Raw genomic sequence first — 16,704 nt, 5'->3', positions numbered from 1 at the left:
ACCGCGCTCAGTCGGCGGTGATGCCCTTGGGCACGCGGTAGCGGTTGCCCTCGAAATGCAGGGTGGTGGTGCGGAAGGTTGCCGGGCGCTCGTGCGTCAGGCAGTTCTCGCCGTCGGGCGTCGACACGCTTTCGGAGCGGGTCTGGCGAAGCACGAGGTCGGCGTAGCCGCCGCCCGCGGGGCGCGCCGGGGACAGCGTGCCGCGAACGGTCTCGAAGGCGCCGGGACAATTGGTGTCCCACTCGCCGCGTTCGAGTGCGACTTCCAGTCCATGAAGCACCTTGGTGAGCCTCGGGCCTTCGGGCACATAAAGCGTCAGCCGCTCGCTTTCGTACGGATTGGCGCGCGACGAGCCGCGGTAGATCACGCGCAACCCGAAAGCCCGCGCGTCGGGGGTGAGGGTGTAGCGCGCGGTGTCGATCTTGAGCGCGGCGATGCGCAGTGCGTCTTCGGCCAGAGCGCTGCGTTCGAGCAGGCGGCTCACGATGGTGGCGCGCTCGGTGTTGCCGTTGTCGGCCTGCTGCACGACCAGGATGTCGAGGTCGAAGGTGGTGTTGTCGGGTTCCGAGCCGGGTTGCGGCACGGGCAGGACGACGATGAAGCGGCCCGGGAAGGCGCGCCAGGGCTCGCACAGCGCGCGTTCGTGGTCGAGCGGCTGCTTGGGATGCAGCTTGGCGTGCATGCGTTCGGCCAGGCCGCTATCGCAGGCCGCCTGCGCGCCGCCGCAGAGCATGGCCAGGGTGACAGCGAGGAGGGCGCGCCTCATGCCGATGCACCGGGAACAGCCGACATCGCGGGCACCAGCAACCAGCGCGCCGCCGCACGTTCGAGCGGCGCCAGCGGACCGCTGGCCTCGAACTGCAAGCGACCGGCCGTCCGGACCGCCAACCCCGCGCCGGCTTCGAGCAGCCGGCGCGTCTGCCGCGCCACCGGCGCCCCGGTCTCGAGAAAGTGCACGGCGTCGCCCGTGCTTGCACGCAGCACCGTGGCGGCAAAGGGATAGTGGGTGCAGCCGAGCACCAGGGTGTCGATCTGACCGGGCGCGGTGCCGAAATCTCCGGCGGCGTGCACATAGCGCGCGCCGAGTTCGGCCAGCAGCGGCGCGTCGTCGTCTTCGATGGCCCGCGCCAGGCCGTCGCAGGCGACGACCCGGACGTCGACGCTGGCGTCGATCGATTCCCGCAGCGTCGCGAACTTGCTGCTCTGGACTGTGCCGCGGGTGGCCAGCACCGCAATGCGCCGGGTCCGGCTGAGCGCCGCGGCAGGGCGCAGCGCGGGCTCCACGCCGACCAGCGGGAGCGACGGAAGCTCGCTGCGCAAGACGTGGATGGCTGCGGCCGTGGCGGTGTTGCATGCCACGACCAGGGCCTTGATGCGATGGTGCGCAAGGAGCTCCCGGGCCACGGTGCGGGTTCGGTCGACCACATGGGCGTCGTCCCGTTCGCCGTAGGGCGCATGCGCGGTGTCGGCGAAATAGACGAAGTCCTCCCCCGGCATCTCGCGGCGCAGGGCGTTCAGTACGCTCAGGCCGCCGATGCCGCTGTCGAACACGCCGATGGCGCGGTCACCCGGTGCCACGGCCGCCGAGCCGCTCATCGCAAAACGCCCCGCGCGAGCACCATCAGACGGCGGCGACCGCGATGGTCTTGAACTCGCCGCTGGCGATGCGCTTTTGCCACTCGGCCGGGCCGGTGATGTGCGCGCTGGTTCCGCCGGCGTCGACCGCCACCGTCACGGGCATGTCGACCACGTCGAACTCATAGATGGCTTCCATGCCGAGGTCGGCGAAGCCCACGACCTTGGCGGTCTTGATCGCCTTGCTCACCAGGTAGGCGGCGCCGCCCACGGCCATCAGGTACGCGCTCTGGTGCTTCTTGATGGCCTCGATGGCGACCGGGCCGCGCTCGGCCTTGCCGATCATGGCGATCAGGCCGGTCTGCGCCAGCATCATCTCGGTGAAGCCGTCCATGCGGGTGGCGGTGGTCGGGCCGGCCGGGCCCACGGCCTCGTCGCCGACCGGGTCAACCGGGCCGACGTAATAGATGACGCGGTTGGTGAAGTCCACCGGCAGCTTCTCGCCCTTGGCGAGCATGTCGGCGATGCGCTTGTGCGCGGCATCGCGGCCGGTCAGCATCTTGCCGTTGAGCAGCAGGGTGTCGCCCGGCTTCCAGCTGGCGACCTCGGCGGGCGTGAGCGTATCGAGATCGACCTTCTTGCTCTTGTTGTAGTCGGGCTTCCAGTCGACGTCCGGCCACAGGTCGAGCGAGGGCGGGGTCAGGTAGACCGCGCCGCTGCCGTCCATCGTGAAGTGCGCGTGCCGCGTGGCCGCGCAGTTGGGGATCATCGCGACCGGCTTGCTGGCCGCGTGCGTCGGGTACATCTGGATCTTCACGTCGAGCACGGTGGCCAGGCCGCCCAGGCCCTGCGCGCCGATACCCAGCGCATTCACCTTCTCGTACAGCTCGATGCGCAGCGCCTCGACCTTGGTGAGTTCCGCGCCGGATTGCTTCTTGGCCTGCAGCTCATGCATGTCGAGGTCGTCCATCAGGCTTTCCTTGGCCATCAGCGCGGCCTTCTCGGCCGTGCCGCCGATGCCGATGCCCAGCATGCCCGGCGGGCACCAGCCCGCGCCCATGGTCGGCACGGTCTTCAGCACCCAGTCGACGATGCTATCGCCAGGGTTGAGCATGGCCAGCTTGCTCTTGTTCTCGCTGCCGCCGCCCTTGGCCGCGACCGTCACTTCCAGCTTATCGCCCGGCACGATCTCGGTGAAGATCACCGCGGGCGTGTTGTCCTTGGTGTTCTTGCGGTCGAACTGCGGGTCGGCCACGACCGAGGCGCGCAGCGTGTTGTCGGGGTGGTTGTAGCCGCGGCGCACGCCTTCGTTGATGGCGTCGTCCAGGCTGCCCGTAAAGCCGCCCCAGCGCACGTCCATGCCCACCTTGAGGAACACGTTGACGATGCCGGTGTCCTGGCAGATCGGCCGATGGCCGGTCGCGCTCATCTTGCTGTTGGTGAGGATCTGCGCGATCGCATCCTTGGCGGCCGGGCTCTGCTCGCGCTCATAGGCCTTGGCCAAATGGGCGATGTAATCGGCGGGGTGGTAGTAGCTGATGTATTGCAGCGCGGCGCTGATCGACTCGATCAGGTCGGCCTGCTGGATCGTGGTGGTCATGACGTTCTCGTGGGTTCGACGCTCGATCAAATGCGAGTCGTTCTCGTTCGGGCTATGCTGGAGGACTTTTCGGTGCTTCCTTCCGGCGAGCACGCCCTCCATTTTGACAGCGGAGCTTTTCTCTCATGACGACCCCCCAGAACATCCGAGTCGAACGCGACACCTTCGGCCCCATCGAGGTCCCGGCCGACAAGCTGTGGGGGGCGCAGACGCAGCGTTCGCTGCAGAACTTCGACATCTCCGGCGAGACGCAGCCCAAGGAGATCATCAAGGCGCTGGCGCAGGTCAAGCGCGCCTCGGCGGTGGTGAACCACGCCCTCGGCCTGCAGGACGAGAAGAAGACGCAGGCCATCGTCGCAGCCGCCGACGAGGTGATCGCCGGCCAGCATCCGGACGAGTTCCCCCTGGTCGTGTGGCAGACGGGCTCCGGCACGCAGACCAACATGAACGTCAACGAGGTGCTGGCCAACCGCGCCAGCGAACTGCTCGGCGGCGAGCGCGGGGAAGGGCGCCTGGTGCACCCGAACGACGACGTGAACCGCAGCCAGTCGAGCAACGACGTGTTCCCGACTGCCATGCACGTCGCCGCGGTCGAGGCACTGACGCACAAGCTGCTGCCGGCCATCGCGAAGCTGCGCGGGACGCTGCAACAGAAGTCGATCGACTTCATGGACATCGTGAAGATCGGCCGAACCCATCTGCAGGACGCCACGCCGCTCACGCTGGGCCAGGAGTTCTCGGGCTACGTCGCGCAGCTCGCGCATGGCGAGGCGCACGTGCGCGCTGCGCTGCCGCACCTGGGCGAACTGGCGCTGGGCGGCACGGCGGTCGGTACCGGCCTGAATGCGCCGAAGGGCTACGCCGAGCAGGTCGCGGCCGAGCTCGCCAGTCTCACGGGCCTGCCCTTCGTCACGGCGCCGAACAAGTTCGAAGCGATGGCTTCGGTCGATGCGCTGGTGCATGCGCACGGCGCGCTGAAGACGCTGGCCGCCAGCCTGATGAAGATCGCCAACGACGTGCGCTGGCTCGCGAGCGGCCCGCGCAGCGGCATCGGCGAGCTGAGCATTCCCGAGAACGAACCCGGCTCGTCGATCATGCCGGGCAAGGTGAACCCGACGCAGAGCGAAGCGGTCACGATGCTGGCCGCGCAGGTCTTCGGCAACGACGTCGCCATCAACTTCGGCGGCGCCTCGGGGAACTTCGAGCTGAACGTGTTCCGCCCGATGGTGGCGCACAACTTTCTTCAGAGCGTGCGCCTGCTGGCCGATGGCATGGTCAGCTTCAACGACCACTGCGCCGTGGGCATCGAGCCCAACCGCGAACGCATCACCGAACTCGTGCAGCGCTCGCTGATGCTGGTGACCGCGCTCAACACCCACATCGGCTATGACAAGGCCGCGTACATCGCGAAGAAGGCGCACAAGGAAGGCACGAGCCTGCGCGAAGCGGCCGTCGCGTCGGGCCATCTCACCGGCGAGCAGTTCGATCAGTGGGTGGTGCCCGAGAACATGACCGGGCGCTGAGCGGGCGCGGCCCAGGCCGGCCGGGTTACCGCTGCCCGGCGGCCAGTTCCTGTGTGATCCGCAGGAAGCGGTCGACATCGGCCATCGTGTGACAGTGCAGCGGTGAGATGCGCACCGCGCCCTCGAGGCCGAAGGACTCAAGCATCCGCTTCGAGTAGATGCTGCTCACCACCCGCTCGTAGACGGTGACGCCGCGCTGCGCGTAGGCATGCACCGCCTGCGTGTAGTCGAGCGTGTCGAAGCCGATGCCGATGATCAAGTCGCGCTTCGTCAGGTCGTCGTGGTCGAGAAACACCTGCACACCGTTCATCCGGCGCAGGCCCGGCACAGCCTCGCTGCCGTCGAGCAACCGTGCCAGCAGGGCGCGCTCGTGCAGCTCGATGCGCTCGATGCCTGCGGCGAACAGTGCGCGGCGATCGGTCTCTGCTAAGGAGTGCTCGCCGATCCAGCAGACGTAGTCGACGATCTCGGTGATCACGGCGAACTGCCAGGGCGCCGAGCTGCCCAGGTCCCAGAAGGCGGGCGGTTTGCCGCCGAGCTTGTGGTGCGGCAGCACGGCCGCGCGATCGGACACCCAGGCGATGCCCGAGCCGCGGCAGCCGAAGAACTTGTATGGCGCGATGTTGATGCCGTCGACCAGCGTCTTCTGCAGGTCGATCAGGCCGTGCGGCGCGTGCTGCACGGCGTCGACCACGATGTACAGGTCCGGCTTCACGGCACGCGCGCGCCGCACGATCTCCTCGATGTCCAGCTTGGCGCCCGAGATGTTCGACGCATAGATCACGTTGAGCAGCACCGTGTCGGCATCGATCAGCCGGACGATCTGGTCGACATCGACGCCACCGGTCACCGGGTTGCTTCGGGCGACCCGCAGTTCGCGGCCGAGCCGCTGTGCGTACATCGACATCGCGTCGAAGGAGGAGGGGTGCTCCAGCGCGGTCGTGACCATGTTGGTCCCGGGCACGTTCTCGGCGATGGCGCGCACCATGTCGAACATCGCGCCCGAGGCGGTCAGCGACGCGTAAACGCTGCCGCCCTGTGCATTCAAGATCACGCGCACATCGTCGATGGCCTTTGCCTGGATCGTCTTCAGTTCCTCCGCGACATCGTGGATGCGTTCCGCGTTGTCGGGGATGGCGTCGATCTGCGCGAAGCGCTCGACTGCGGCCTTCAGACGAAACGAGCCGCCCGCGTTGTCGAAGTAGAGGCGCTCGCGGCCGCGGTGGTCATGGTCGACGTTCAAGAAGCGCTGCCGGATCTGCTGCTGCAACGTATCGGGGAACGGAAGGCCTTGGGGGTGGTGGGTGGACATGCGGGGGACCAGCGGTGTGTGGACGCGTCAGACGCCCTTGTTGTTCGGGTTCTGGAACGCTTCGCGTACCGCGTCGGACATCGGGAAGTTCAGGTTCACGTTGCTCGGCGGGATTGGGCTGGTGAACCACTTGGCGTAGAGCTTGGCCATGTCGCCCGACTTCATCAGGCCCCCGACGGTTTGGTCGACCAACGCCTTGAACTGCGGATCGTTCTTGCGCAGCATGATGCCGTAGGGTTCCTGGCGCAGCACCACGTCCTTGAGGATCGTGTATTCGCCCGGGTTTGGCGCGATGGCGATCAGGCCGGCGAGTTGCACGTCGTCGAGCACATAGGCCACGGCGCGGTCGCTAGCAAGCAGCAGGAACGCGTCGGCCGTGTCCTTGCCCGAGACTTCCTGTACGTCGATGTTTTCGGCCTTGCGGTAGCTGCGCAGCAGCTGGATCGAGGTGCTGCCCGTGACCGTCGCGACGGGCTTGCCACCGAGGTCTGAAAGCGACTTGATGCCCGAACTCTTCTTGATCGCGACGGTGATGTTCGTGACGAAGTGGCTCGGCGCGAAGTCGACCTGCTGCTGTCGCGCGACCGAGTTCGTGGTCGTGGCGCAGTCGAGGTCAACGGTGCCGTTCTGCATCAGCGGGATGCGGTTGGTCGAGGTCAGCGTGGTGTACTGCACGCGCAGGCTGGGCAGGCCGAGCTTGGCTTTCACGGCGTCGACGATCTTCAGGCAGATGTCGTTGGAGAAGCCGATGGGTTCGTTGGCGCTGCCCAGCTTGTACGAGAAGGGGATGGAACTGTCGCGGTTGCCGATCTGGATCACGCCGCTCTCCTTGATCTTTCGCAGCGTGTCGGAATCCTGAGCTGCGGCGTTCGAGACGACGAGTGCGGTGAGCGTGGAGCCGAGGGCGATGGCGAGGGGCAAGCGGAAGTTCATGGGCATCTTTCGGTGAAGCATTGGACTGGGGGTAAGCCAAATTTTGAAAGTGCCTAAAGATTTAAAAAAGCGATTTTTTGTGCTGGAATCAGATCGCTAAAAGCGTTTTATTCAACGCCGCCTGCACCGGAAACGCACCGCGATGACCTTCAAGCAACTCGAAGCCCTGTTCTGGATCGCTCAACTCGGCGGCTTCGGGCCTGCGGCGCACAAGCTGAACACCTCCCAGTCGGCCGTGTCCAAACGCGTGCACGAGCTGGAGCGGCTGTTCGATACCGAACTCTTCGACCGCAGCCTGCGCACCGCCCGGCTGACCGAGAAAGGCGAGGAGATGTTTGTGCTCGCGAAGAAGCTGCTGCAGCAGCGCGACGCCGCGATCGAGCAGTTCGGCAAGCCGGAGGTCATCGAACGCCGTGTGCGCATCGGCGTGACCGAGCTGACCGCGATGACCTGGCTGCCGCGGCTGGTCGGGCTGATCCAGCAGCACTACCCGAAGGTCACGATCGAGCCCGACGTGGACGACAGCCTGTCGTTGAGAGACAAGCTCCTCGCGGACGAACTGGACCTGATCATCGTGCCCGATGCCTTTGCCGACGCACGCATTCCGGGCAAGACGATCGGCAAGGTGGAAAGCGCGTGGATGTGCAAACCCGGGCTGGTGCCTTCGGCCGGACCGGTGCGGCTGCACGAGCTGGCGCGCTACCGGATGCTGGTGCAGGGCAATGCGTCGGGGACCGGCCGCGTGTACGACGCGTGGATGAAGGAACGCGGGGTCGAGCCCTCCAACGTCATCGTGGTGAGCAACCTGGTGGCGCTGACCGGGCTCACCGTGTCGGGCCTGGGGGTGAGCTACCTGCCGCGGCGGTGCCTCGAGCCGCTGGTGGCGGCCGGCATGCTGTCGGTGCTGGAGGTGGTGCCGGCCCTGCCGCCCGTGCCCTATGTGGCCATGCACAAGGGCGAGCATCGCAGCGCGCTGACCGCCTCTATCATCATGCTCGCGCAGTCCTGCTGCGACTTCACGCGGATCTTCCAGGCGGAGCCGGAAGAAGCGATGTCTTAATCGCCGGGTCAGTGTTCCTTCGACATCAGTTTGTCGGTGTATGCGATGGCCATGGCCGAGAACAGGAACGCGATGTGGATCACCGTCTGCGCGATGAGCACGCGGTCGGTGTAGTTGTCGGCGTTGATGAAGGTCTTGAGCAGGTGGATCGAGCTGATGCCGATGATGGCGGTGGCGAGCTTCACCTTCAGTACCGACGCGTTCACGTGGCTCAGCCACTCCGGCTGGTCGCGGTGTCCTTCGAGGTCCATGCGGCTCACGAAGGTCTCGTAACCACCGACGATCACCATGATCAGCAGGTTGGAGATCATCACCACATCGATGAGCGCCAGCACCACCAGCATGATCACCGTCTCGTTGAGTGCGGTGATCGGGGCGGTGGTCTTGTAGCCGATGCTGCTGATCAGTGCCTGCAGTGCGGTCTGGCTGCCGAAGGCGGCTTCGACCAGGTGCAGCAGTTCGACCAGGAAGTGCACCACGTACACACCCTGCGCGACGATCAGGCCGAGGTAGAGCGGTAGCTGCAGCCAGCGGCTGGCGAAGATGAGCCTGGGCAGTGGGCGCATCGGGGAGCTCCGGCGCACGGCGGGCGGGTTCTTGGGATCGAAAGGGTCGGGGGAGGCCATCGGGGAGATGAGGTCGGAGGACGAGAGCAGAGGGACGAGCACGGGAACAGGTCGGATTCTAGGGTCGACCCGCTTCCACTCGGTGAAGCCCCTGCGCCGTCGCTACCATGTCCGTCAGTCATCCGTAAGTGCCGCGGCCGACATTACGCCCGCATTCCACCCTGGCAGGAGACAACAATGAGCCAAACATCGAACATCGAATCCGTCCTGGTCGAGAACCGGGTGTTCCCGCCTTCCGCAGACGCCGAGCGCGGCGCCCGCATCAGCGGCATGGCGGCCTACGAGGCGCTGTGCGCCGAGGCGGAGAAGACGCCCGATGCCTTCTGGCGCCGTCTGGCCACCGAGAACCTGGCCTGGACGAAGCCCTTCACCCGCACCCTCGACGAGTCGAACGCGCCGTTCTACCGGTGGTTCGACGATGGCGAGCTCAACGCGTCGGCCAACTGCCTGGACAAGCACATGGGCACGCCGGTGGAGCACAAGACCGCGATCGTGTTCGAGGCCGACGACGGTGCCGTCACCACCATCAGCTACCGCGATTTGCTCACACGTGTGAGCCGCTTCGCCAACGCGCTCAAGGCCGAAGGCATCCAGAAGGGCGATCGCGTCATCATCTACATGCCGATGACCATTGAAGGCGTGATCGCGATGCAGGCCTGTGCCCGCATCGGGGCGACGCACAGCGTGGTGTTCGGCGGCTTCTCGGCCAAGGCCTTGCAGGAACGCATCATCGACGCGGGAGCGGTGGCCGTCATCACCGCCAACTACCAACTTCGTGGCGGCAAGGAGTTGCCGTTGAAGGCGATCGTCGACGACGGCATCGCGATGGGTGGCTGCGAATCGATCAAGAGTGTGCTGGTCTACGAGCGCACGCTGAGCGAATGGAAGCGCGTCGAGGGCCGCGACAAGAGCTTCACCGAGGTGCTCAGCGCCATCGAGGGGCAGGACGAATGCGTGCCCGAGCCCGTGGGTGCCGAGCATCCGCTCTTCATCCTCTACACCTCGGGCTCGACCGGCAAGCCCAAGGGCGTGCAGCATGCCACCGGCGGCTACCTGTTGTGGGCCAAGCTCACGATGGACTGGACCTTCGACCTGCGGCCCGACGACGTCTTCTGGTGCACGGCAGACATCGGCTGGATCACCGGCCACACCTATGTCGCCTACGGCCCGCTCGCGGCCGGTGCCACGCAGGTGATCTTCGAGGGCGTGCCGACCTTCCCGCATGCGGGCCGCTTCTGGCAGATGATCGAGAAGCACAGGGTGTCGATCTTCTACACGGCGCCGACGGCGATCCGTTCGCTCATCAAGGCGGCCGACTCCGACGAGAAGGTACACCCGAAGAACTGGGATCTGTCGAGCCTGCGCATCCTCGGCTCGGTCGGCGAGCCGATCAATCCGGAAGCGTGGATGTGGTACCACCGGAACATCGGCCACGAGCAGTGTCCGATCGTCGACACCTTCTGGCAGACCGAAACCGGCGGCCACGTCATCACGCCGCTGCCAGGGGCCACGCCGCTGGTGCCGGGCTCCTGCACGCTGCCGCTGCCGGGCATCGCCGCGGCCATCGTCGACGAGACCGGCAAGGACCTGCCCAATGGCGCAGGCGGCATGCTGGTCATCAAGCGGCCGTGGCCCTCGATGATCCGCACCATCTGGAACGACCCCGAGCGCTTCAAGAAAAGCTACTTCCCCGAGGAGATGGGCGGCACGATCTACTTGGCCGGCGACGGCGCGGTGCGCAGCGAAGACCGCGGCTACTTTCGCATCACCGGGCGCATTGACGACGTGCTGAACGTGTCGGGCCACCGCCTGGGCACGATGGAAATCGAATCCGCGCTGGTGTCCAAGACCGACCTGGTGGCCGAAGCCGCGGTGGTGGGGCGGCCCGACGACGTGACCGGCGAGGCGGTCTGCGCCTTCGTCGTGCTCAAGCGGGGCCGCCCGACCAGCGACGAGGAAGCCAAGAAGCTCGCGGCCGAGTTGCGCAACTGGGTCGCCAAGGAGATCGGACCGATTGCCAAGCCCAAGGACATCCGCTTCGGCGAGAACCTGCCCAAGACGCGCAGCGGCAAGATCATGCGACGGCTGTTGCGCTCGATCGCCAAAGGCGAGGCGATCACGCAGGACACCTCGACGCTCGAGAACCCGGCCATCCTCGATCAGCTCGGCAAGGCTTTCTGAAGAAGGCCGTCCGCGCGCGGCGTCGGTGTCCGACAGGGGCGCCCGCGCCGATGCGCTACAAACTCTCCTTCGACACAACGGTCTTCGGGAGAATCACATGGGTATAAGAACAGGCATCCTGCTTTTCGTGGTGCTGGTCATCGCGGCACTCGCCGCGCTCAACTGGGGCACGCTCGCGACGCCGACACTGATGTCCTTGGGCTTCATGCAAGTGACTGCGCCGCTGGGCGTGATCATGCTGGGGCTGACCGTGCTGCTGAGCATCCTCTTCGTCGCCTATGTGATTTACCTGCAGGGCTCGGTGCTGCTGGAAACGCGCCGGCACACGAAGGAAATGCAGGTGCAGCGCGACCTCGCCGACAAGGCCGAGGCGTCGCGCTTCACCGAACTGCGCAATTTCCTGGAGGCCCAGGAGAACACCCACATGAGCCGCAACGCCGAACGTCATGCGGCCCTGATCGCGCGCGTCGAGCAGTTGGAAAACACCTTGGCCGCACATGTCGGCCAACTGGAAGACCGGCTCGAGCGTCGCGCGCCGGTCGCGGGGGCGACGGTGACGCCCGTCACGCCTGTCACATCGACGGTCGTCACGCCTCCGCCACGCTTCTGAGCGGCAGGTCGGCTGCTACTTGGTGGAAAGCACCCAGGCGGCCAGCTTCTTCGCGTCGGCTTCGCTGACCTGGGTGTTTGCCGGCATGGGCACCGGCCCCCAGACGCCCGAGCCACCCTTCATGATCTTGGTCGCCAGCATGTCGGCGGCGCCCTTGTTGTCCTTGTAGCGCGCTGCGATGTCCTTGAACGACGGTCCGAGCACCTTGCGCTCGACGGCGTGGCAGCTCATGCAGTTCTTGGAGGTGGCCAGCGCCAGGTCGGCGAGGGCGGGTGCAGCGGCGCCGAGGCTCAGCGCAACTAGCACAAATGCTCTTTTCATGGCGGCAGTTCGTGGAACAGTGGGTTACATTCTTCCGACGCATTGTAGGCAGGGCCAACCAGGCCCCACGGCCCTTGCGGAGAACACACCGGAGGGTTGCGCAATGTGGTTCCTGATGCTGGGCGTGCTGGGCGCGGTTTTGAAATACCTCGAAATCGAACCGGTGGCGCAATGGTCCTGGTGGGTCGTGCTGATCCCCTTCGCACTGGCGCTGGCCTGGTGGGCCTGGGCCGACTGGTCGGGCTACACCAAGCGCAAGGTCATCGAGCGCGAAAACGCCCGCAAGCAGGCGCGCATCGACCGCCAGCGCAGCAACCTCGGACTCCTCAGCAGCAAGTCGAACCGCACCAAGCGGCGCTGATCAGTACTTCTCGAGCACGGCGCCCGAGCTGGCGCTCGACGCGTTGAACGCGAACTTCGCGCTCAAAGGCGCCTCACCAGCGTCGTGCCTGTCTCCGCGCTGCTGCCTTCGTCGTAGCGCTGGCGGGCCGCCCGGATCGCCTGATGATTCTGGTCCGCCCAACGCACCAGTTCGCCCAGTGGCGTCATCAATGACTCGCCCATGGCAGACAGCCGGTAGGACACCGTCGGCGGCTTGGTGGAAAAGACCTGGCGCAGCACCATCCCATCACGCTCCAGGTCGCGCAAGGCCTGGGTCAGCATGCGTTTCGAAATGTCGGGCACCTCGCGCTGCAACTGGTTGAAGCGCGTCGGTGCGGCTTGCAAGGTCAGCAGGATCAGCGCGGGCCACTTGGCGCCGATATGGTCCAGCACGTCACGCACCGGGCAGTGCGAGACATCCAGCTCGGCCGGCGGATCCCCGACGAGGTTACCTAACGCTTCCTTGGACATGAAAAACTGCCTCCTTCACAAAAAAATGAACGGTCTCGAAAATAGACCTGCTCTCTGATTTGCACCGAAGGATACGTCATACCATGAACAAGCCGTCTAGATTTTCCCTTTCCAGCCGGCTTCCGGCTTTCGCGTTCGTCACCCGCAGGGCCCGGCGCGGCCTGGCCGTCTCGCTGCTGCTGCAGGCCGTTCTCCTGGGGGCCGCTGCATCGGGCAGCCAGGCACAGGCGCAGGTTGCGGTGCGCGCTCAGGCCGATGCCGAAAGCCTGTTCACCAGCACCGATCCCCGCTTGCATGCGAACAAACAGGTGGCCTACCGCATCATCCGTGACCTGCTCGAAGCGGGGCAGTGGCAATCCGCCGACCGGTACCTGAGCGAGCGCTACATCCAGCACAACCCGAATGCCGTATCCGGGCGCGAAGCGGTGGTCAACTATTTCGTCAAGGTGCTCGGGGTCAAGCCGAAGCCGATCCCGGAGCGCCTGGCGACGCCGATTGCCGCCGTGGTCGCGGAAGGTGATCTGGTCACGGTGATGTACCCGCGCACGGAGCGCACCGCCGAAGGCGCCTACACCACCACCTGGTATGACACCTGGCGCATCGTCGACGGCAAGGCCGACGAACATTGGGACCCGGCGCTCAAGGGTGAGTCGCCGACGCTGTCGACCCGCTGAGCCTTCTCGAAGACACGCGAGATCACCATGCTGAGCAAGAACCCCCTGGTGTTCCTCCACCTTCTCGCCATGGCCGTGGCGGTTGGCAAGATGCTGGAGTACGACGCCCGCTTTCTGCGCCTCGTCGCGATTCCCCCCACGCCGGAGCGGCAGTTGGCGCTGGTGCACACCAAGGCCGTCATGAACTGGTCGCTGCTGGTGCTGTGGCTCACCGGTTTGGCGCTGGTGGCATGGGGCCGGTTCGAGTCCGCTGGCTACCTGGACAACCAGAAGCTGTGGATCAAAGTCGCCACCGTCTGCTGTCTGACGCTCAATGGCTGGCTGATGCACCGCCTGGCTTTTCCGCTGCTGCAGCGTGGCAATGCTTTTCTGGACCTGCCCCTGCGCCAGGCCGTGGGCTTGACTTGGTTGGCCGCCATATCGTCCGTGTCATGGCTTTATGCATCGTTTTTGGGGATCGCCCGCTCCTGGAATCACAGCGCGCGCCTGTCGGACATGCTGACGATCTATCTGGCGCTGCTGATTGCCGCGGCTGCGGGCGGCGGCCTGCTGATTGCCGCGCTGCACGCACGACACCGCCGCAACAAGGAGGCCGACGGACAGAGCGGCGAGTACCACCTGCACGCGGGCTAGCAGTTGCCGTCAGCGGATCAGCGGATCAGTAGTCGTCCAGCACCGCGCCCTTGCTCGCCGTCGATGCGTTGAACGCGAACTTGGCCTGCACGCCGCGGATGTAGCGCGGCTTCGGCGCGGTCCAGGCGGCACGGCGCTTTTCGATCTCAGCCTCGTCCACGTTCAGTTCGAGCAGCAGTTGGCGTGCGTCGATGGTGATCGAGTCGCCTTCCTCGATGAAGGCGATGGTGCCGCCGACTGCCGCCTCGGGCGCCACGTGGCCGACGACCATGCCCCAGGTGCCGCCGGAGAAGCGGCCGTCGGTGATCAGGCCGACGCTTTCGCCCAGGCCGGCACCGATCAGCGCGCCGGTCGGCGCCAGCATCTCGGGCATGCCGGGCCCGCCCTTGGGGCCGAGGTAGCGCAGCACCATCACGTCGCCGGCCTGGATCTTGCCGGCCAGGATGGCCGCCAGCGCCGACTGCTCGTCGTCGAACACACGCGCCGGGCCGGTGATCACCGGGTTCTTCAAACCGGTGATCTTCGCGACCGCGCCTTCGGGCGACAGGTTGCCCTTGAGGATGGCCAGGTGGCCTTCGGCGTACATCGGCTTGTCGATCGGGCGGATCACGTCCTGGTCGGCGCGCGGCACGTCGGGCACGTCTTTCAGCACTTCCTCGATGGTCTGGCCGGTGATGGTGATCGCGTCGCCGTGCAGCAGGCCGGCCTTGAGCAGCACCTTCATCACCTGCGGAATGCCACCGGCTTTGTGCAGGTCGACCGCGAGGTACTTGCCGCTGGGCTTCAGGTCGCAGATGACCGGCACCTTCTTGCGCATGCGCTCGAAGTCGTCGATGGTCCAGTCGACCTCGGCCGTGTGGGCGATGGCCAGGAAGTGCAGCACCGCATTGGTCGAGCCGCCGGTGGCCATGATCACGGCCACCGCGTTCTCGATCGCCTTCTTGGTCACGATGTCGCGCGGCTTCAGGTCCTTCTTGATCGCCTCGATCAGCACCTTGGCCGATTCCTTGGCTGAGTTCTGCTTCTCGTCGTGCGGGTTCGCCATGGTCGACGAGTAGGGCAGCGACATGCCCAGCGCCTCGAAGGCGCTCGACATGGTGTTGGCGGTGTACATGCCGCCGCAGGAGCCGGTGCCGGGGATGGCGCGCTTCTCGATCTGCAGCAGGTCTTCGTCGCTCAGGTTGCCGGCGGCGTTCTGGCCGACGGCCTCGAACACGCTCACGATGTTCAGGTCCTGGCCCTTGTAGCGGCCCGGCAGGATGGTGCCGCCGTAGACATAGATGGCCGGCACGTTGGCGCGCAGCATGCCCATCATGCCGCCGGGCATGTTCTTGTCGCAGCCACCGACCACCAGCACGCCGTCCATCCACTGGCCGCCGACGCAGGTCTCGATGCAGTCTGAAATGACCTCGCGGCTGACCAGCGAGTACTTCATGCCCTCGGTGCCCATCGCCATGCCGTCGGAGATGGTGGGCGTGCCGAAGACCTGCGCGTTGCCGCCGGCTTCCTCGATGCCTTCGATGGCCGCGTCGGCCAGCTTCTGCAGGCCCGAGTTGCAGGGCGTGATGGTGCTGTGGCCGTTGGCCACGCCGACCATGGGCTTCTTGAAGTCGGATTCTTCGTAGCCCATCGCGTAGTACATCGAGCGGTTGGGCGCGCGCGACTTGCCTTCGACGATGTTGGCGCTGCGGCGGTTGATCTGGAGGGGTGGGGTGGCCATGGCGGTCTCTTTTCGTGGGGTTGTCTTGGCTTCGATGAGCGGCGCCCAGTATCCGCCCTTTGATTGATTGCTTCCAATCCATTTTGAAGGGGCGATTGATATGCTCAGCCTATGAAGGAAACCCTCATCGACCTGCGGGCCTGGCGCCAGTTCGTCGCCGTGGCCGAAGAGCTGCACTTCGGCCGTGCGGCCCAGCGCCTGCACATGACGCAGCCACCGGTCACCCAGGCCATCGCCCAGTTGGAGAAGACCCTCGACATCGTGCTGTTCGACCGCACCCGTCGGCGCGTGTCGCTCACGCCGGCCGGCGAGGCGCTGCTGCCCGACGTGCGCGACATGCTCGAGCGCGCCCAGGCGCTGCCGGCGCGGGCCCGCGCGGCGGCAGCGGGGGAGGTCGGCCGCGTGCGCCTGGCCTTCGTTTCGACCATCGGCTTCGAGCAGTTGCCCGTCTGGGTGCGCGAGTTCCGCGCGCTGTGTCCCGAGGTGGCGCTTGAGCTGGTCGAGGCCACCGGCGACGTGCAGATCGAAGCGTTCGCGCGCGGCGAGATCGATGCTGGCCTGATGCTGCACTCGCCCGGCTTCGCACCGCCCGGCCTGGAGCGCCTGGCAGTGGCCGACGAGCCGCTGGTGTTGGCGCTCCCGGCCGCGCATCCGCTGGCGCGCGCGGAGCGGCTGGTGCTGGCCGATGTGCTGGCCGAGCCGCTGGTGATGTTCCCGCGCCGCATCGTGCCTTCGCTGCACGATGCCATCGTCGGGCTGTACCACGCGGCGGGACGGTCGCCGGAAGTCGCCCAAGAAGCGATCCAGATGCAGACCATCGTGAACCTGGTCTGGGGCGGCCTGGGCGTCGCGTGGGTGCCCGAGAGCGTGACGCAGTTTCGACGGGCCGGCGTGGTCTACCGGGCGGCCGATGCCTTCGCGCCGCCGCGCCGCCGTGCCAAGTCCGCTGCCTTGCCGCGCTGCGAGACCAGCCTGGTCTGGCCCGCCTCGGCCGACAACGCCGCGCTGGCGCGCTTCGTCGGTTTCGTGGCCGAGCGCAAGACCGCCCCGGTGTCGCCGACGCGGCACACGGCATAGGCACAAT

Annotated in this window: 17 protein-coding genes; 8 read left to right on the top strand and 9 right to left on the bottom strand. The window is 66.3% G+C overall.

All coding sequences use genetic code 11. The features are described 5' to 3' along the window. Positions 1-7 precede the first annotated feature (7 nt). The 3 genes from ACSFBE_RS04005 to ACSFBE_RS03995 are packed head-to-tail and all read right to left on the bottom strand — an operon-like array spanning position 8 to position 3,175. Positions 8-766, bottom strand: coding sequence for a PA3715 family protein (locus ACSFBE_RS04005; protein ID WP_435489087.1), 759 nt, complete (start codon positions 764-766; stop codon positions 8-10). Beyond that, positions 763-1,596: a glutamate racemase gene (gene murI / locus ACSFBE_RS04000; protein ID WP_435489086.1), complete on the bottom strand. Its 834-nt coding sequence runs from the start codon at positions 1,594-1,596 to the stop codon at positions 763-765. The genes ACSFBE_RS04005 and murI overlap by 4 nt, the downstream gene beginning before the upstream one ends. A gap of 25 nt (positions 1,597-1,621) precedes the next feature. Continuing rightward, positions 1,622-3,175 carry a fumarate hydratase gene (locus ACSFBE_RS03995; protein WP_435489085.1) on the bottom strand — a complete coding sequence of 518 codons (1,554 nt, stop codon included), beginning with the start codon at positions 3,173-3,175 and terminating at the stop codon, positions 1,622-1,624. A 125-nt stretch (positions 3,176-3,300) separates the two neighbouring features. Here ACSFBE_RS03995 and fumC point away from each other — a divergent pair, with 125 nt between their 5' ends. Then, entirely contained in the window at positions 3,301-4,698 is a 1,398-nt protein-coding gene (fumC, locus tag ACSFBE_RS03990) for a class II fumarate hydratase (protein ID WP_435489084.1), read from the top strand. A 25-nt stretch (positions 4,699-4,723) separates the two neighbouring features. Here fumC and ACSFBE_RS03985 read toward each other — a convergent pair whose 3' ends face one another. After that, on the bottom strand, positions 4,724-6,010 hold the full coding sequence (locus ACSFBE_RS03985; RefSeq protein WP_435489083.1) for an aminotransferase class V-fold PLP-dependent enzyme: 1,287 nt from the start codon (positions 6,008-6,010) through the stop codon (positions 4,724-4,726). 27 nt (positions 6,011-6,037) lie between these two features. Next, the gene (locus tag ACSFBE_RS03980; protein WP_435489082.1) at positions 6,038-6,943 is read right to left on the bottom strand and encodes a transporter substrate-binding domain-containing protein; all 906 of its coding nucleotides are present in this window, start codon (positions 6,941-6,943) and stop codon (positions 6,038-6,040) included. A gap of 142 nt (positions 6,944-7,085) precedes the next feature. On the opposite strand from ACSFBE_RS03980, the gene ACSFBE_RS03975 reads away from it, so the two are divergent. Continuing rightward, positions 7,086-8,003 carry a LysR family transcriptional regulator gene (locus tag ACSFBE_RS03975; RefSeq protein WP_435489081.1) on the top strand — a complete coding sequence of 306 codons (918 nt, stop codon included), beginning with the start codon at positions 7,086-7,088 and terminating at the stop codon, positions 8,001-8,003. 8 nt (positions 8,004-8,011) lie between these two features. Here the strand turns inward: ACSFBE_RS03975 and ACSFBE_RS03970 are convergent, their stop codons facing one another. Beyond that, positions 8,012-8,629 (bottom strand): YqhA family protein, encoded by a 618-nt coding sequence (locus ACSFBE_RS03970; RefSeq protein ID WP_435489080.1) that lies wholly within the window; start codon positions 8,627-8,629, stop codon positions 8,012-8,014. 177 nt (positions 8,630-8,806) lie between these two features. On the opposite strand from ACSFBE_RS03970, the gene acs reads away from it, so the two are divergent. Together acs and ACSFBE_RS03960 are read left to right on the top strand one after the other, a co-directional pair. Beyond that, entirely contained in the window at positions 8,807-10,810 is a 2,004-nt protein-coding gene (acs, locus tag ACSFBE_RS03965) for an acetate--CoA ligase (protein ID WP_435489079.1), read from the top strand. Between the two features lie 97 nt (positions 10,811-10,907). Continuing rightward, positions 10,908-11,420, top strand: a complete 513-nt coding sequence (locus ACSFBE_RS03960) for a LapA family protein (RefSeq protein WP_435489078.1) — start codon at positions 10,908-10,910, stop codon at positions 11,418-11,420. Positions 11,421-11,435: 15 nt separating this feature from the next. Here the strand turns inward: ACSFBE_RS03960 and ACSFBE_RS03955 are convergent, their stop codons facing one another. Beyond that, the gene (locus ACSFBE_RS03955) at positions 11,436-11,741 is read right to left on the bottom strand and encodes a c-type cytochrome (protein ID WP_435489077.1); all 306 of its coding nucleotides are present in this window, start codon (positions 11,739-11,741) and stop codon (positions 11,436-11,438) included. A gap of 103 nt (positions 11,742-11,844) precedes the next feature. Here ACSFBE_RS03955 and ACSFBE_RS03950 point away from each other — a divergent pair, with 103 nt between their 5' ends. After that, positions 11,845-12,102: a TIGR04438 family Trp-rich protein gene (locus tag ACSFBE_RS03950; protein ID WP_435489076.1), complete on the top strand. Its 258-nt coding sequence runs from the start codon at positions 11,845-11,847 to the stop codon at positions 12,100-12,102. 62 nt (positions 12,103-12,164) lie between these two features. Here ACSFBE_RS03950 and ACSFBE_RS03945 read toward each other — a convergent pair whose 3' ends face one another. Next, positions 12,165-12,593, bottom strand: coding sequence for a winged helix-turn-helix transcriptional regulator (locus ACSFBE_RS03945; protein WP_435489075.1), 429 nt, complete (start codon positions 12,591-12,593; stop codon positions 12,165-12,167). An 83-nt stretch (positions 12,594-12,676) separates the two neighbouring features. Here ACSFBE_RS03945 and ACSFBE_RS03940 point away from each other — a divergent pair, with 83 nt between their 5' ends. Together ACSFBE_RS03940 and ACSFBE_RS03935 are read left to right on the top strand one after the other, a co-directional pair. After that, the gene (locus ACSFBE_RS03940) at positions 12,677-13,267 is read left to right on the top strand and encodes a nuclear transport factor 2 family protein (RefSeq protein WP_435489074.1); all 591 of its coding nucleotides are present in this window, start codon (positions 12,677-12,679) and stop codon (positions 13,265-13,267) included. 27 nt (positions 13,268-13,294) lie between these two features. Then, on the top strand, positions 13,295-13,900 hold the full coding sequence (locus ACSFBE_RS03935) for a hypothetical protein (protein ID WP_435489073.1): 606 nt from the start codon (positions 13,295-13,297) through the stop codon (positions 13,898-13,900). Positions 13,901-13,925: 25 nt separating this feature from the next. Here ACSFBE_RS03935 and ilvD read toward each other — a convergent pair whose 3' ends face one another. Beyond that, positions 13,926-15,620 (bottom strand): dihydroxy-acid dehydratase, encoded by a 1,695-nt coding sequence (gene ilvD / locus ACSFBE_RS03930; protein WP_435489072.1) that lies wholly within the window; start codon positions 15,618-15,620, stop codon positions 13,926-13,928. Between the two features lie 111 nt (positions 15,621-15,731). Here ilvD and ACSFBE_RS03925 point away from each other — a divergent pair, with 111 nt between their 5' ends. Next, positions 15,732-16,697 (top strand): LysR family transcriptional regulator, encoded by a 966-nt coding sequence (locus tag ACSFBE_RS03925; RefSeq protein ID WP_435489071.1) that lies wholly within the window; start codon positions 15,732-15,734, stop codon positions 16,695-16,697. Positions 16,698-16,704 lie beyond the last annotated feature (7 nt).

It is taken from the genome of Variovorax sucrosi (assembly GCF_051216635.1).
Taxonomy (GTDB): domain Bacteria; phylum Pseudomonadota; class Gammaproteobacteria; order Burkholderiales; family Burkholderiaceae_C; genus Variovorax.
Note: the sequence above shows the minus strand (reverse complement) of the source record. Positions and strands in the feature narration are given on the sequence as shown.

Excerpts from the sequence above, each read along its gene's own strand:
- ACSFBE_RS04005 (WP_435489087.1), bottom strand. The coding sequence starts at position 766 with ATGAGGCGCGCCCTCCTCGCTGTCACCCTGGCCATGCTCTGCGGCGGC.
- murI (WP_435489086.1), bottom strand. The coding sequence starts at position 1,596 with ATGAGCGGCTCGGCGGCCGTGGCACCGGGTGACCGCGCCATCGGCGTG.
- ACSFBE_RS03995 (WP_435489085.1), bottom strand. The coding sequence starts at position 3,175 with ATGACCACCACGATCCAGCAGGCCGACCTGATCGAGTCGATCAGCGCC.
- fumC (WP_435489084.1), top strand. The coding sequence starts at position 3,301 with ATGACGACCCCCCAGAACATCCGAGTCGAACGCGACACCTTCGGCCCC.
- ACSFBE_RS03985 (WP_435489083.1), bottom strand. The coding sequence starts at position 6,010 with ATGTCCACCCACCACCCCCAAGGCCTTCCGTTCCCCGATACGTTGCAG.
- ACSFBE_RS03980 (WP_435489082.1), bottom strand. The coding sequence starts at position 6,943 with ATGAACTTCCGCTTGCCCCTCGCCATCGCCCTCGGCTCCACGCTCACC.
- ACSFBE_RS03975 (WP_435489081.1), top strand. The coding sequence starts at position 7,086 with ATGACCTTCAAGCAACTCGAAGCCCTGTTCTGGATCGCTCAACTCGGC.
- ACSFBE_RS03970 (WP_435489080.1), bottom strand. The coding sequence starts at position 8,629 with ATGGCCTCCCCCGACCCTTTCGATCCCAAGAACCCGCCCGCCGTGCGC.
- acs (WP_435489079.1), top strand. The coding sequence starts at position 8,807 with ATGAGCCAAACATCGAACATCGAATCCGTCCTGGTCGAGAACCGGGTG.
- ACSFBE_RS03960 (WP_435489078.1), top strand. The coding sequence starts at position 10,908 with ATGGGTATAAGAACAGGCATCCTGCTTTTCGTGGTGCTGGTCATCGCG.
- ACSFBE_RS03955 (WP_435489077.1), bottom strand. The coding sequence starts at position 11,741 with ATGAAAAGAGCATTTGTGCTAGTTGCGCTGAGCCTCGGCGCCGCTGCA.
- ACSFBE_RS03950 (WP_435489076.1), top strand. The coding sequence starts at position 11,845 with ATGTGGTTCCTGATGCTGGGCGTGCTGGGCGCGGTTTTGAAATACCTC.
- ACSFBE_RS03945 (WP_435489075.1), bottom strand. The coding sequence starts at position 12,593 with ATGTCCAAGGAAGCGTTAGGTAACCTCGTCGGGGATCCGCCGGCCGAG.
- ACSFBE_RS03940 (WP_435489074.1), top strand. The coding sequence starts at position 12,677 with ATGAACAAGCCGTCTAGATTTTCCCTTTCCAGCCGGCTTCCGGCTTTC.
- ACSFBE_RS03935 (WP_435489073.1), top strand. The coding sequence starts at position 13,295 with ATGCTGAGCAAGAACCCCCTGGTGTTCCTCCACCTTCTCGCCATGGCC.
- ilvD (WP_435489072.1), bottom strand. The coding sequence starts at position 15,620 with ATGGCCACCCCACCCCTCCAGATCAACCGCCGCAGCGCCAACATCGTC.
- ACSFBE_RS03925 (WP_435489071.1), top strand. The coding sequence starts at position 15,732 with ATGAAGGAAACCCTCATCGACCTGCGGGCCTGGCGCCAGTTCGTCGCC.